The organism is Streptomyces paradoxus (assembly GCF_014202475.1).
Taxonomy (GTDB): Bacteria; Actinomycetota; Actinomycetes; order Streptomycetales; family Streptomycetaceae; genus Streptomyces; species Streptomyces paradoxus.
In genome coordinates this window covers 93,641-106,466 of sequence record NZ_JACHGV010000001.1, presented here as the reverse complement: position 1 = coordinate 106,466, position 12,826 = coordinate 93,641, and the positions used below count along the sequence as shown (strand labels likewise).

Annotated in this window: 12 protein-coding genes; 6 read left to right on the top strand and 6 right to left on the bottom strand. The window is 71.8% G+C overall.

Going from position 1 to position 12,826, the window contains the following annotated elements; genetic code table 11:
- Positions 1-121 precede the first annotated feature (121 nt).
- Positions 122-340, bottom strand: a complete 219-nt coding sequence (locus HNR57_RS00525; protein ID WP_246554116.1) for an NfeD C-terminal domain-containing protein — start codon at positions 338-340, stop codon at positions 122-124.
- A gap of 19 nt (positions 341-359) precedes the next feature.
- A complete protein-coding gene (locus HNR57_RS00520; protein ID WP_184554126.1) occupies positions 360-1,787 on the bottom strand; it encodes an amidase in 1,428 nt (475 codons plus the stop codon).
- A gap of 240 nt (positions 1,788-2,027) precedes the next feature.
- Here HNR57_RS00520 and HNR57_RS00515 point away from each other — a divergent pair, with 240 nt between their 5' ends.
- Positions 2,028-3,416 (top strand): glycoside hydrolase family 43 protein, encoded by a 1,389-nt coding sequence (locus HNR57_RS00515; protein WP_184554123.1) that lies wholly within the window; start codon positions 2,028-2,030, stop codon positions 3,414-3,416.
- 33 nt (positions 3,417-3,449) lie between these two features.
- Here the strand turns inward: HNR57_RS00515 and HNR57_RS00510 are convergent, their stop codons facing one another.
- Together HNR57_RS00510 and HNR57_RS00505 are read right to left on the bottom strand one after the other, a co-directional pair.
- Positions 3,450-5,210, bottom strand: coding sequence for a hydroxysqualene dehydroxylase (locus HNR57_RS00510; RefSeq protein ID WP_184554120.1), 1,761 nt, complete (start codon positions 5,208-5,210; stop codon positions 3,450-3,452).
- A 186-nt stretch (positions 5,211-5,396) separates the two neighbouring features.
- Positions 5,397-5,846, bottom strand: a complete 450-nt coding sequence (locus HNR57_RS00505; protein WP_184554117.1) for a spore-associated protein — start codon at positions 5,844-5,846, stop codon at positions 5,397-5,399.
- Between the two features lie 345 nt (positions 5,847-6,191).
- Between HNR57_RS00505 and HNR57_RS00500 the strand changes: the two genes are divergently transcribed.
- The 3 genes from HNR57_RS00500 to HNR57_RS00490 all read left to right on the top strand — a co-directional run bounded on the left by HNR57_RS00500 (position 6,192) and on the right by HNR57_RS00490 (position 9,672).
- Positions 6,192-7,127 carry an SCO2400 family protein gene (locus tag HNR57_RS00500; protein ID WP_184554114.1) on the top strand — a complete coding sequence of 312 codons (936 nt, stop codon included), beginning with the start codon at positions 6,192-6,194 and terminating at the stop codon, positions 7,125-7,127.
- Positions 7,128-7,330: 203 nt separating this feature from the next.
- Positions 7,331-8,128 (top strand): serine/threonine protein kinase, encoded by a 798-nt coding sequence (locus HNR57_RS00495; RefSeq protein WP_184554111.1) that lies wholly within the window; start codon positions 7,331-7,333, stop codon positions 8,126-8,128.
- Positions 8,125-9,672 carry a serine/threonine-protein kinase gene (locus HNR57_RS00490; protein ID WP_184554108.1) on the top strand — a complete coding sequence of 516 codons (1,548 nt, stop codon included), beginning with the start codon at positions 8,125-8,127 and terminating at the stop codon, positions 9,670-9,672. Before HNR57_RS00495 ends, HNR57_RS00490 begins: the two co-directional genes overlap by 4 nt.
- Positions 9,673-9,774: 102 nt before the next feature.
- Here HNR57_RS00490 and HNR57_RS00485 read toward each other — a convergent pair whose 3' ends face one another.
- A complete protein-coding gene (locus tag HNR57_RS00485; RefSeq protein ID WP_184554105.1) occupies positions 9,775-10,947 on the bottom strand; it encodes an SH3 domain-containing protein in 1,173 nt (390 codons plus the stop codon).
- 265 nt (positions 10,948-11,212) lie between these two features.
- Between HNR57_RS00485 and HNR57_RS00480 the strand changes: the two genes are divergently transcribed.
- Positions 11,213-11,662, top strand: a complete 450-nt coding sequence (locus tag HNR57_RS00480; RefSeq protein WP_184554102.1) for a hypothetical protein — start codon at positions 11,213-11,215, stop codon at positions 11,660-11,662.
- Between the two features lie 80 nt (positions 11,663-11,742).
- On the opposite strand, the gene HNR57_RS00475 is transcribed toward HNR57_RS00480, so the two are convergent.
- The gene (locus tag HNR57_RS00475; RefSeq protein ID WP_313672930.1) at positions 11,743-12,120 is read right to left on the bottom strand and encodes a peptidase M23; all 378 of its coding nucleotides are present in this window, start codon (positions 12,118-12,120) and stop codon (positions 11,743-11,745) included.
- Positions 12,121-12,381: 261 nt separating this feature from the next.
- On the opposite strand from HNR57_RS00475, the gene HNR57_RS00470 reads away from it, so the two are divergent.
- On the top strand, positions 12,382-12,810 hold the full coding sequence (locus HNR57_RS00470) for a VOC family protein (RefSeq protein WP_184554099.1): 429 nt from the start codon (positions 12,382-12,384) through the stop codon (positions 12,808-12,810).
- Positions 12,811-12,826: the final 16 nt, after the last annotated feature.

The following is a 12,826-nucleotide window of genomic DNA, read 5'->3' as shown; positions in this document are numbered from 1 at the left end:
ATGGTGCCCTCTCGGCACCGAACGAAGGGGAGTGTGCTCCTCGGCGGAGCCTCGGTACAGACACCTGCGCATCCTTGGCCGAAGCTTGACGAGTGCGGCCCTCACCTGCGTCGCGGCGGGCTCAACTGCCGTACGCCGCCGTGACGTAGACGGTCCGCGGCGGCAGGTACTCGACGATCATCACGACCGTGCCCGTCTCGATGCGGTCCGTCGCGGAGGCGGGGTGGGCGAGGAAGTGCTCGGCGCCGCCACGCACCCGGACGATGACCTCGCCGACCAGCCCGGGCCCGACCGTTCCGGTGACCCGCCCCATGAGCCCGACCATCGACGCGTCCGCCATGAGGACAGCCTACGGTCGCTCAGGCGGCGGCGGAACGTGCCGTGACCGGCGGCGACGGCCACTTCTCGGCCCAGCGCAGCTCCGCCTCCAGCTGCGCGGCCACCTGCACGAGCAGGGGCTCGCTGTTCGCCGGGCCCAGCAACTGCGCGCCGACCGGCAGTCCGTCCGGCGTGAACCCGGCGGGCACGTTGACGCCGGGCCAGCCCAGCACGTTCCACGGCCAGGCGTACGGGCAGGCGGCGATCATCGCCCGGTCGGTGGCGAACCCGCTGAGTTCGAGCAGGGCGCCGATCCGGGGCGGGGGAGCGGCGGTCGTCGGCGCGAGAACGACGTCGTAGGAGGTGAAGAAGGAGCCGATACGCCGGTGCAGCGCGCTCTCCGCACGCCGGGCCGCCCGCAGCGGGGCACCGCCGAGCAGCCGGCCCAGCCGGGCCGCGTCCCGGGTGCGCCGGTCCAGCAGCGCCGGGAAGGGCGCCTCGCCCACCCGCTCGGCGATCCCGGCCGTGGCGCGCGGCACGAAGGTCAGCCCGATCTGCCCGTACGGCGGGTCCGCCTCCTCGACGAAGTGCCCCAGCGCGGCGAGCCGTTCGGCCAGTTCGACCACCCGCGTGCGCACCTCGGGAAGGAGCCGGGCGGGCACCGCCGTGAAGGGCGGCTTGAGGGAGAGCGCGATGCGCAGCCGCCCGGGGTCGCGGCCGACGGCCCGGGACACGTCGAGGGCCGGGGGCCGGTGCGGGTCCTGCGGGTGGTTGCCGCTCGCCGCGTCCAGCAGCAGGGCCGCGTCGGCGACCGTGCGGGCCAGGGTGCCGTTGACGGTGATGCCCTGGAAGGACTCCCCGCGCGGCCAGGTCGAGACCCTGCCACGCTGCGGCTTGATCCCGACCAGATGGGTCCAGGCGGCCGGGATCCGCACCGAGCCGGCACCGTCCGAGCCCAGGGCGGCGGGCACCAGACCGGCGGCGACCGCGGCGGCCGAGCCGCCCGAGGAACCGCCGGGCGTGTGCTCGGTGCTCCAGGGGTTACGGGTTGCGCCGAAGGCCGGACCCTCGGTGAAGGGCCACTGCCCGAACTCGCACGTGTTGGTCTTGCCGATGATCACGGCTCCGGCCTCGCGCAGCCGCCGCACCGCCTCGCCGTCCTCGGCGACCGGCGGGAACTCCCCGCAGCAGCCGAACGCGGTCGGCTCACCGGCCACGTCCATGTCGTCCTTCACGGCGACGGGGACGCCGAGCAGCGGCTTGCGCGCGCCCGGGGACGTCAGCTCCCGGTCCGCGGCCTCTGCCTCCGCGAGCGCCGCCTCGGTCCGGACGATCCGGAAGGCGTTGAGGCTCCCCTGCGACGCCTCGATCCGCGCCAGGGTCCGCTCGACCAGCGCCCGCGACGTCACCTCCCCGGCGGCCAGCGCGCGGGCGGTCTCCGCCAGGCCTTCGGAACGGTCGAGCGCCATACGGACACCTCCGGAATCGGCAGTCTACCGAACGGTAACGTCCGGCGGCCGGTGGCGGAATGCCGACGACAGGAGTGTATGTCCACCCACCGGCCACGGCTTCCTCACTGGGCGCATCGGCCCCTGTTCAAACCATTGACGGCCCTCCCTGTCGCCCTTACCTTCTGAGCCCCTACTGTCGATCGATTTTCCGAACCTTGTTCGGTATATCGAATTCAGGTGCCCCAGGGAGATCCGTCCGTGACCGCACACCCCGCCGCCCCGTCCCGCCGCACGCTGCTGCGCGCCCTGGCCGCCCTGCCCGCCTCGGCGGTCCTGCTCGGCGAGACACCCGGACTGCTCGGCACCGCCCTGGCCGCCGCACCCCCGAACGGCTCGGCCACCCGCTACACCATCGTGCCGTTCCTCAACAGCAACGACGGCACGGTCGACGTCTACCAGTCGGACGACGCCACCGACTTCCGGCTGCTGCGCTCCTCCGCGTACACCCCGCCCGCGAACCGGATCCGCGACGCCAGTGTCATCCGGCACACCGACGGCTTCTACTACGTCACCTACACCACCCACACCTGGCAGGACCCCAGCACGACCATCGGATTCGCCCGCAGCTCCGACCGCGTCAACTGGACGTTCCTGTACGACTACACCGTCCCGGTCGCGGGCCTCTCCCGCGCCTGGGCACCCGAGTGGTTCGTCGACAGCGACGGCAGCGTGAGCATCATCGTGTCCTGCTCCACCGTGAACGACGAGTGGATCTTCACGCCGTACCTGCTGCGGGCCACGAACTCGGCCCTGACGGCGTGGAGTTCACCCGTCGCCCTCTCCGGTATCGGCGCCAACCACATCGACACGTTCATCGTGAAGACCGGCTCGACGTACCACGCCTTCCCGAAGAACGAGACGACGAAGTACATCGAGTACGCCACCGCCTCGAACCTCACCGGCCCGTACACGATCCGCCGGACCGGCGACTGGGCGGGCTGGGGCAGCTACCGCGAAGGCCCCGCCCTGGTCCGGCTCGACAACGGCGGCTGGCGCATCTTCTTCGACGGCTACGGCGACGGGAACTACTACTACAGCGACAGCTACGACACCTTCGCCACCTGGTCGGCCCCGGCCGCGCTGCCCGCGATCTCCGGCACGGCACGGCACTTCACGGTCGTCAAGGAGACGGTCACGGGCGGCCCGTCCCTGGCTCGGAACGTCACGCGTTCCTTCCGCTCGGCCAACTACTCCACCCGCTACTGGCAGCAGCAGTCCTCACTGCTCAACTTGCCGGTGGTCAGTGCCTCCAGCACCACCGCCGAGAAGCAGGCCGCCACCTTCACGGTCGTCGCCGGCCTCGCCGACGGCAGCGGCTGCTCCTTCCGCGACGCCGCCGGCAACTACCTGCGCCACTGGGACTTCCGCGCCCGCTTCGACCCGAACGACGGCACGAGCACCTTCGCCAGGGACGCCACGTTCATCCTCCGGGCCGGCACGGCATCGGGTTCCGTCCGCTTCGAGTCGTACAACTACCCGGGTCGCTATCTGCGCCACTACGCCTACCAGCTCCGCGTGGAGCGCTCCGACGGAACGGACCTGTTCCGGCAGGACAGTTCGTTCGTGCCGGTGACGGCCTGGGCCTGATCTGCGTGTGCCAGGTGCCTGATTCCAGCGGGTTCAGCCGACGTCGAAGACATTCGGCAGGCGGAGACGGTACCGGGTGCGGTCGTGCCGCTTGAGCGCCTCCAGCTCGGGGGCTCGGTACAAGGGGGTGACGGTGCACCGCTCGGCGGTCGAGCCGGTCTGTTCCAGCAGGGCGTTGACGGCCTGCCGGGCCGAGGAGTTGGCGCCCTCCATGGTGGCGAGATCGATGGGCACGGCCACGTAGTCGCCGGCCAGGAACAGGTTGGGGATCCTGGTGGCCGACTGCGGGCGGTGGTGGAAGGTCCCCACCGGATGGATGAGCAACTGCTCCTCGTTGACAGGGTGCGGAGTGCCGAGTCCGTCCACCGCCGGGTCGAGGAACCAGGAGTGCAGCACGGAGTCCTTGAGGACCGTACGGCCGCTGTCGTTGAGTGCCGCCTTCAGCTGCGCCCACACCTCGCGGGCGACTTCGGAACGGGTGCACTGCTTGGCCGTCCTGCCGTACAGGATGCCCGGGCGGTCCCACTCGGAGACGTCCACGGACAGACAGTCCGCGACCGTTCCGTCGCCGAAGTCGGCGGGGAAGTCGTGGCCCGGCCAGTGCTGGGCCTGTGCGATCGCGGTCAGCGACCACGGGGAGTCGATGAGGTTGAGGTGGCCGTGCAGGATCGGCGTCCGTTCGGTCAGATAGAACTGGATGCCGGTCATCCAGTCCGTCTCCAGCCGGTCGCACTCGGCCAATTGGGGGTCGGCGGCGCGTACGGCGGAGTTCCAGGTGCGGCGGGCGTGCTCGACCGGCATCGCCGAGATGTAGTGGTCGGCGGTGACGGTCCGGCGCGCGCCTCCCGGTTCCTCCACGACAGCACCGGTGATCATTCCCGCGCCCAGGGTCAGGTCCCGTACGGTCCAGCCGACGCGGAACTCGACCCCGAGTGACCTCAGGTACGTCACCCAGGGGTCGATCCAGGCTTCGTTGGTGGGTGCGTTGAGGATCCGGTCCAGTGGTCCGTCCGCGCCCCGGCCGAGGAGGTTGAAGACGAAGGCCTCCATCAGGGTGGCGACCGTACGGGTGCTGGCCTCCTCCGCCTTGGTGGCCACGATGTTGCGGGTGATGCCGACGGCGAGGATCCGCCGGTAGTCGTCGGACATCCGTCCGGCCCGTACGAACTCCCACCACGGTGTCCGCTCCCATACCTCGTCACGGCGCTCGTCGCAGCTGGTGAGGAAGACCAGAAAGCGGTTGGCGAAGTAGAGGGCCTCGTGGAGGGGGAGGTTGAAGGCAGTGTCCAGGACCGCGGTGAGCGCGCGGCGGATCTCGTCGGGGGTGAGTTCGGCCGGGGTGCTGCCGGCCAAGGGCAACGGGATCCGGATGTCCTCGCGCCCGCCCGACCGGGCGAACAGCATCTCCTTGGGGGCGACGAGGTTGTCGTGGACGCCGCCCGGGTTGCCGGGGAACGGGATGCGCCGCATCGTGTCGGGCAGGTTGTGGTAGATGCCGGGGATGAAGCGGAAGCCGTGCTCCCCCGGCAGGGGGCGGCGGCCGCCGGTGCCGCTGCCCGGCACGTCCATGCTGCGGGCCTTGCCGCCCAGCGCCTTGCGTTCGTAGACCGTGACCCGGAAGCCGCGCTCGGCGAGCTCGTGCGCGGCCGTGAGCCCGGCGACACCCCCGCCCAGTACGGCCACGGTCTGCGCCGCCGCGCCCTTCCCGGCCGAAGCCGGTCGAGTCGCTCCGAGGGTGAGCCCGCCGGTCGCTGCGGCAGTGCCCAGGAATCTTCTGCGCGTGGTGCCGCTCATCCCTACCCCTTACCGTCGGTAATACCGGCGCACGAGGGTAGAGGCGAGGCGACGATCCCGGAAGGCGGCCGACGTGACTTGGCTTGATGCCGCCGCACGCGGCAGGCGGGCGCCGTGAAGGAGGCCGGGCCACCACGGCCCCCGCGAGCGCGCGGCGGGGGAACGTGACGGCCCGGCTGGAGGGGGTCAGCGGGTGAACGTGACCCGGTGTTCCTTCAGGGAACCGCAGTTGGAGCCGAACACCTGCACATACGTGTTGGCGATGCCGCCGCCCCAGTCGACGCAGTGGCCCTTGCCGTAGACGTACGTCGGTCCGGCGTACGACGTGAACAGGCCCTCGTCGTAGTGGCTTTCCTCGGTGTCCGGGACGGAGATCCAGGCGGACATGTTCACGGCCTTGCCCGGGTTGTTGCGGATGGTCGTGACGCAGTTCTGGCCGTTGGAGGCGTTGTAGGTCAGGTAGACGGTCCCCAACGAGCCGACCTTCGCCGAGTTGACCGTCTTGTACCCGCTGCCACAGACCTTCTGCGGAGTGGTGTTGGGCGCGGCCGAGGCCGGCGACGCCAGGGCGGTCATGGTCCCCACGGTCAGTGCCGCCACGGCGGACGCGGCCAGGACGGAACGGGTGAATCGCATATTTCCCCCTTGCAACTCTTCGAGGTGGTTGCTCCTGCATGGTGTGACCCGCCGGGCATACAAAGGGTTGTGCGCCATTTCGCAGGAAAATTGGGGGAGTTGGGGATAGCTGTGCGCGAAGGCCGCGTACTGTGAGCGCGGGCCCCAGCGTTCCCAGGCTTCGTCCCTTTCACTCGCGAGTCACTTGTGGCACACGCGAGATCCAGAGGATCTGTGCAGGGGTGTCACACGGACTGCACACCGCCCTTTCAAAGTCTCGTTAGCGTTACGGCTCGATCCCACGTGCGAACGTGACCAGGGCGCGGCCGGCGAGCCGCCGGAACAGCCAGATCGGGAAAACCACACATGGACTACTGCTCGTCGTGCCGTCGGCACCTCAACGGCGCCCTGGTCTGCCCGGGGTGCGGCGCCTACGCCCCGGACATCGCCCCCCGTGCCGCCGACGGCCGGCCCGGCCCGGCCGCCGCGCCCGCCACGGCCCCGGGCGGCGGCCCGGCCGCTCGGGAGTACCCGGCCGCGGCCGGCACCTGGCACGACGGCACCATGTGGGACGAGACCCCCGCGCGTTCGCAGGAGGGCCCCGGCTCCGGCTCGTCCGACGAGTACGACTCCACGGAGACGGAGACGGAGACGGAGACGGACACCGACACCGACGCGGCCGAGGGCTTCGAGGCCCGGCCGCAGGGGCGGGCGGCCCGGCGTCGCCAGATGGCCCGTTGGAAGAAGAACCAGCGCCGGGCCGTGGTCGCGACGGCGGTCGCGCTCGTCGGAGGCGGCCTGACCGTCGCCGCGATGAACGGGAACGCGAAGCCGGGCGTTCAGGCGGCCACGACGCCGCAGGACACGACCATGGGCGGTTCCGTGGGGGAGGCGCCGACGTATGCCGAACCGACGTCCAGGCAGGCCGGCACCCCGCGCTCCGGGGCCACCCCCGCCACTCCGCACACCGACCGGGCGTCGCGCCACCAGCAGTCCCGGGCCGCCGACCCCCGCACCACGCCGGTCGACACGCGGACGGACACGGCCGCCACACCCCGCGAACTCCCGCTGACGACCCCGCCCCGGCGCAAGACCGACACCGGCACCGCCACCGGCGACGCCGCTTCCACCGCGTCGAACGCCACCGAGCCGACGACGGCGCCGGCCGCCGGTTCCGGCTCGGACGCGCAACAGCTGGCGTCCCCCTCGACACCCCCGCCCGCGGCGACCACTCCGCCCGAGACGTCTCCCTCCGACACCAAGCCCAAGGAACTCTGCCTGCTCGTCATCTGCCTCGGCTGACGGCACGCGGCCACCGGGAACCGGTGGCCGCGCGCAGCCGCCCCCGTACGACCGGAACCGCGAGGCCTTACGACCGTCTCCGAGCTCGTCGCGCAACTCCCGGAAATCGCCCCTGATGCGGCCCCGTCGGCTCCGCGGCAAGCGGAAGCCGACCGTACAATCCTCGCGACCAAATCGGGGGCGACATCAGCGGGGGAGTCCGCGTGGAAACGATCATCGTGCAGTTGCCCGGCACCACCCAGTGGGGTGCGCAGGAGACGGGCAGTCCCGAACTGATCCACCTGGGGCCGGGGGACATCGCGGACTTCGGACGCGGCGGGGCAGGTGTGCGCATCGTGCTCACCGACCCCGGAATCTCCCGCCGGGCCGGGCAACTGGAGGCAGCGGGTGACTACTGGCGGCTGTCCAACTTCAGCCGCAGCGTGTCGTACGTGGTGGAGAACCTGGAGGGGGCCGGCGAGTACCTCACCGTCGCACCCGGGCGGCTCGGGGCGCCCGTGCCCTTCGAGTTCTCCCGCGTCGTGCTGCCCGCCCTGTCCGGCACCGCCACGTTCAAGGTGTTCGCACCCCAGCACGCCTATCTCGGCGAGCAGTCCGTGCCCGGCGGCGGCGAACAGACCGTTCACCCCTTCGCCCTGGACCCGACGTCGAAGTACTTCCTCGTCCTGGTGGCCCTGTGCGAACCCCGCCTGCGCGACCCCTCCGACTCGGCACTGCCCGGCGTCGGCCAGATCGTGGAACGGCTGCGGCCGCTGGAGTCCTGCCGGGACCTGACGCGCTCCGCGGTCAACTACCACATCGACTACCTGGCCTTCGCCAAATTGCGCCTGGACCTCGGCGAGGAGGCCACCACCGCGGGCGACGGCGGCCGCACCGGCGCCAAGCGCACCCGGCTCGCCTCCGTCGCCCTGCGCTTCGGCCTGGTCGGCGAGGAGCACCTCAGCCTGCTGCCGCCCCGCGGCGCGGCCCGCCTCACCGACCCGCAGGAGACCCGCGCATGACGACGCCCGAGGAACGGGACGACGAGCTGGAAGCGCCCCGCCCGCCCGGGCTCCCGGAGGGCTTCCGCATCGAGGGCTGGGAAGTGGGCGCGGTCATCGGCTCCGGCGGCTGGGGAACCGTGTACGAGGCCCGGACGGTCGCCGACGGCACGCCCGTCGCGGTCAAGGTGCTCCCGACCGGTGCCCTGGGACCCGGACAGCGCGCGGCACTCGGTGAACTCGTCGCGCGCGAGGTCCGGTTCAGCGCGGAGGCCGACCACCCCCACCTCGTCCGCACCCACGCCGTGTGCACCGTCGAGGCACCGGAACTGCCCGCCCTGGACGGCGCCATCGCGCTGGTCATGGACCGGGCCGAGGCCAGCCTGAAGGACGTACTGGACGCCGCCGAGGCGGGTGGCCCGATCGCCGACGCCGACCGTGTCCTGCGCGGGGTCGCCGCCGGACTCGCCCACATGCACGACGCCGGGTGGGTGCACGGCGACCTCAAACCCGCCAACGTGCTGCTGGGCCCGGGCGGCCGGGTGTGGCTGGCCGACTTCGGCCTGGCCGCCGAACTCGACGGCACCCACGCCCACTTGCCGCCGCTCGGCACCCTCGACCACCTGCCGCCCGAGTGGTGGTCCCAGCGCACCGGCACCCAGGGCGCCGTCGTCCGGCCCACCGCCGACATCTGGGCCTTCGGCGTCCTCGCCCACCAGGTCCTCACCGGCGGTCTGCACCCCTTCCCCGGTGCGACGGCCCGGGCCCGCTCGCTCGCCGCCCAGACCTACGCACGCGGCACCGCGCCCCTGCGGCTCGACGCCGGCCTCGACGAGGACATGCGCCGGCTGATCGCCGACTGCCTGGCCCCGGACCACGCCGCCCGGCTCCCGCACACGGCCGCCGGCCTCGCCGCCCGGATCGAGGCCGCCACCGCCGGTCCGCACCGCCGCCGAAGACGGATGCCCGCCCTCGCCGCCGGGCTCGTCGTCCTGACCGCCGCCGCGGTCGCCGGAGCGGCCCTGCTCGGCGGAGGCGAAGGAGGCCTCACCCAGGACGACGAACGCGACCGCGGCACCCCCACGGCCACCGGCGCGCCCCCCGGTGAGATTCCCGAGGACTCCGACGTACCCGAGGCGCTGCGTCCCGTCATCGCCCGCGCGGCCCACCGCTGCACCGACGAGGAGATCACGCCCGCCCTGCTCGCCGCGCTGATCAAGGCGGAGAGCAACTTCGACGCCAAGGCCTCCCGCCCGGAGAGCGAGGAGTACGGCATCGCCATGTGGACGCCCTCGGTGTTCCGGGCCTGGGCGGTCGACGGGGACGGCGACGGCGACAAGGACCACATGTCGCCACCTGACGCGATCTCCACCATGAGCCTGTACGTGTGCTGGCTCGACCAGCGCTTCAAGCAGGCCGGGTTGCCGAAGAAGGACCTTCCCGCGCTCGTCGCGGCCGGCTACCGCACCAGTGACCGTACGGTCATCGAGGAGCGCGGCGTACCGGAGCGGGTGCGGCCGCACGTGGACAAGGTGCTGCGCTACCTCGCCGAGTACGAGGGCTGAGCCGTAACCACGTGAGCGGTGGGCTGAGCCGCACGCACGCGAGCGGTGGGCAAAGCCGCAGCCCCGCCCACCGCTCGTCCCCCGTTCCCGTCGCGGCCGTGGCTAGGCACACTCCGGTACGTTCGGCAGCCGGTTGTCCGGCGAGCTGATGTAGATGTTGGAGATGAAGCCCCCGTACTGGGGCAGATAGGCCCACCAGTCGTTGGTGTAGGGCGGCACACTGACCACCTCGCCCCGGGTCTGGCAGCTCACCAGCACCTCGACCCCGGCGGGCAGCCGCGTGATCCGCTCGTCGCTCGTGGACGGTCCCCTGCGGACGCTGACGAGCTCACCCCAGGTGCCGAACCAGGTCCCGGCGGGCCGAACCCCGCCCGGCACGTTCAGCGAGCGGGTCAGCCGGCCGATGTCGGTGTACGCCTTGCCGTACGAGGTGCCGGTCGCGTGCAGGGTCAGCACGGCCACGATCGTGCGGTCGTCGGCGCCGACCGTGCCGGTGGTGTGCAGTGCGGGCCGGGAGAGGTCCACGGCGGCGGCACGGGGAGCAGAACCCGGCTCGGCGGGCGTTGCCGCGGGCGTCGCCTGGGAGCCACACGTGCCCTTCGCGTACTTCCCGGACCAGCCCTGCTTCACCGCCCAGGGCCGGTCGAACGACCCCGCGATGCCGAAGTGCTGGTCGAAGTGGTCGGTGGTGGAGCAACGGGTGGAGCGGCGCAGGTTGTCCATGATGAAGGTGCGAACGGGCGCGGGCGCCTTCTCCAGGATGTACCGGTAGATCGCCACCGTGTCCCGGGCCGATATGGCCGTGTAGCCCCAGAAGCCCGCGTACTCGGCGGGCGGTGCCGCCGTGTCGCGCAGACCGACCTCGGGCCGGCCGAGCATCCGCTTGATGATCGCCGAGCCGCCGTACGTCGACCAGTAGTGGTTCGCGGCGTCGTCGTCGCTGCCGCGCAGCATCGGCTCCAGCCGGGCGCGGTCGGCCGCGGGGATGACGTAGCCGGGCCCGCGGTCCCACAGGAAGTCCAGTACCAGCAGGAGCTTGACGACCGACGCGGACCGGAACTGCGCGCTGTCGTTGACCTGTTCGGTGAACGTGCCGCTCTGGCGGTCGAAGACGGCGACGCCGGCTGTGACACCGGGCGGGATCTGGGCGGCTGCGGAGCTCTGGATGGTCCCGGCCGCCCTCTCCGCCCGGGGCTGTGCCGCGGCACCGCTCGTGAGTGACGCGACCGTCACGACGGCCGCGAGCGCGGCGGCGCCGCGCAGGAGCATGCGCATGGTTGCCCTTCCTGGGGATCGCCCGGTTGTCCGACGGGACCTCGGCCCGCGGCGCCACGATAGGAGCCCCGGCGGGGCCGGCGCTCCTGACGGATGTCAGGGCTGCCGCAGAGCGGGCGACCTGCGGCTTCGACCCTGATAGGTGTCAGGTGTCGGGGTGGGGTGACGCCCCGTACGGTCACGACCAGCGAGCGACGGCCGGTCCGGGGGCCGGTCGCCGTGCACGACCCGACCACCCCACGACACACGCGACGAAAGAGGGCTCATGAGCCGCCGATCACTCACGACACTGCTGGCCGCGGGGGGCGCCGCCGCGGTGATGGCGCTCCTTCCGACCTCCGCCCAGGCCCAGGCGTTCTCGGGCGGCAACTACGGCCTCTACGGCATGGAGGGGCAGTACCCCACCACGTCGTTCTGCACGGGCACGTTCCGGCAGATCGGTCCCACCCAGTACGCCGAGGGCATGGCCCTGAAGTACTTCTACTCCGACAAGTGCGGCTCGTTCGCCCGGATCGAGAACTCCCGGCCCGGCTGCGCGGCCGTTCTGCAGCGCTCCAACAACGGCACGGGCCGCAACGACGGCTGGGTCTCCGAGACCGTGGACTCCGGCATCAACTACGCCTACACGCAGATCGGCAACAACCTCAACGGCCGGGTCTCGCGCGCCCTGCTCTCGTGCGACGGCCACGACCTGGTGAACACCGCCTGGTACTGAGTCACATACCAGGCCACACGCCTGCGGCGGACCACCGATCTCGCGGTGGTCCGCCGCAGGCGCGTTCAGGTGACGGTGCGTCAGCAGTCCGGGACGCCCGCGATCTTCTGGCCGCCCCGGATGTACAGGTTGTTCACCCAGGCGATGTCGCTGCCCGAGAACTCCATGACGGCGGTCCACCAGTTGTTGGTGCCGACGGCCGGGTCGTGCACGTTCTGGCCCTGGGTCTGGCAGAGGGCGTCCCCCCACCACTGCGAACGGACCGTGAGCCGCGGCGACGCGGTGGTCGGCTGCTGGCGCAGGTTGACGTCGGTGGCCCAGATGTAGACGTCGGTGAGGGTCGGGTCGCCGTTGTTGGCCGCGGCGGCCGGGGCCGCCTGCGCGGTGGTCGCCAGGCCGCCGACGGCGAGCGCGGTCACGGCGAGGCCCATGGCGGTACGGCTGATCAGTCGCTTCACGTGTCTGTCCCCCGAAGGACGAAGAGTGAGGATGGTCATCAGAACTGTAGGAAGCCCACGGTCCACACGGTCCTGACAGCTGTCAGGAGCGGCCGGGACACCAGGGGCGGGCGGTCCGTCCGGCCGGCCTCGAACACGGCCGAAAACCGCTCGACGGCCGCCGCGGTGCCTGTCTACGATCCAGCGCGCGGCATCGCGTGCCGGTCACCGTCCGGGTGAGGCATGGAGGCGCCGCGGAGATGCCCGTGGAGGCATTCAACCGTGTCAGTCGAGTTCAATCACACCATCGTCCTGTCCCGTGACCGGGAGAAGTCCGCGCACTTCCTCGCGGAGATCCTGGGGCTGGAGGTCGGGGCCCCGACCGGGGTGTTCCTGCCCGTGACGACCGCCAACGGCGTCACGCTGGACTTCCTCACCATCGATGCCGACATCCCCATGCAGCACTACGCGTTCCTCGTCTCCGAGGAAGAGTTCGACGAGGCCCTGGACCGTCTCGTCGCGTCCCGCGTCCCCATCCAGGCCGACCCGCACGGCAACCACCCCCGCCGCATCAACCGCAACGACGGCGGCCGGGGCGTCTACTTCCTCGACCCGGCGGGCCACGGCCTGGAGATCCTCACCCGCCCCTACGGCACCGACCCGGCCTCCGAGTTGAACGGGGTCACGGAGGACGTGCCCGGGGCGGTCTGACCCGGCCCCGGTGCGG

Coding starts and splice junctions, on each gene's coding strand:
- HNR57_RS00525 (WP_246554116.1), bottom strand. CDS start 340: ATGGCGGACGCGTCGATGGTCGGGCTCATGGGGCGGGTCACCGGAACG.
- HNR57_RS00520 (WP_184554126.1), bottom strand. CDS start 1,787: ATGGCGCTCGACCGTTCCGAAGGCCTGGCGGAGACCGCCCGCGCGCTG.
- HNR57_RS00510 (WP_184554120.1), bottom strand. CDS start 5,210: ATGAGCGGCACCACGCGCAGAAGATTCCTGGGCACTGCCGCAGCGACC.
- HNR57_RS00505 (WP_184554117.1), bottom strand. CDS start 5,846: ATGCGATTCACCCGTTCCGTCCTGGCCGCGTCCGCCGTGGCGGCACTG.
- HNR57_RS00500 (WP_184554114.1), top strand. CDS start 6,192: ATGGACTACTGCTCGTCGTGCCGTCGGCACCTCAACGGCGCCCTGGTC.
- HNR57_RS00490 (WP_184554108.1), top strand. CDS start 8,125: ATGACGACGCCCGAGGAACGGGACGACGAGCTGGAAGCGCCCCGCCCG.
- HNR57_RS00485 (WP_184554105.1), bottom strand. CDS start 10,947: ATGCGCATGCTCCTGCGCGGCGCCGCCGCGCTCGCGGCCGTCGTGACG.
- HNR57_RS00480 (WP_184554102.1), top strand. CDS start 11,213: ATGAGCCGCCGATCACTCACGACACTGCTGGCCGCGGGGGGCGCCGCC.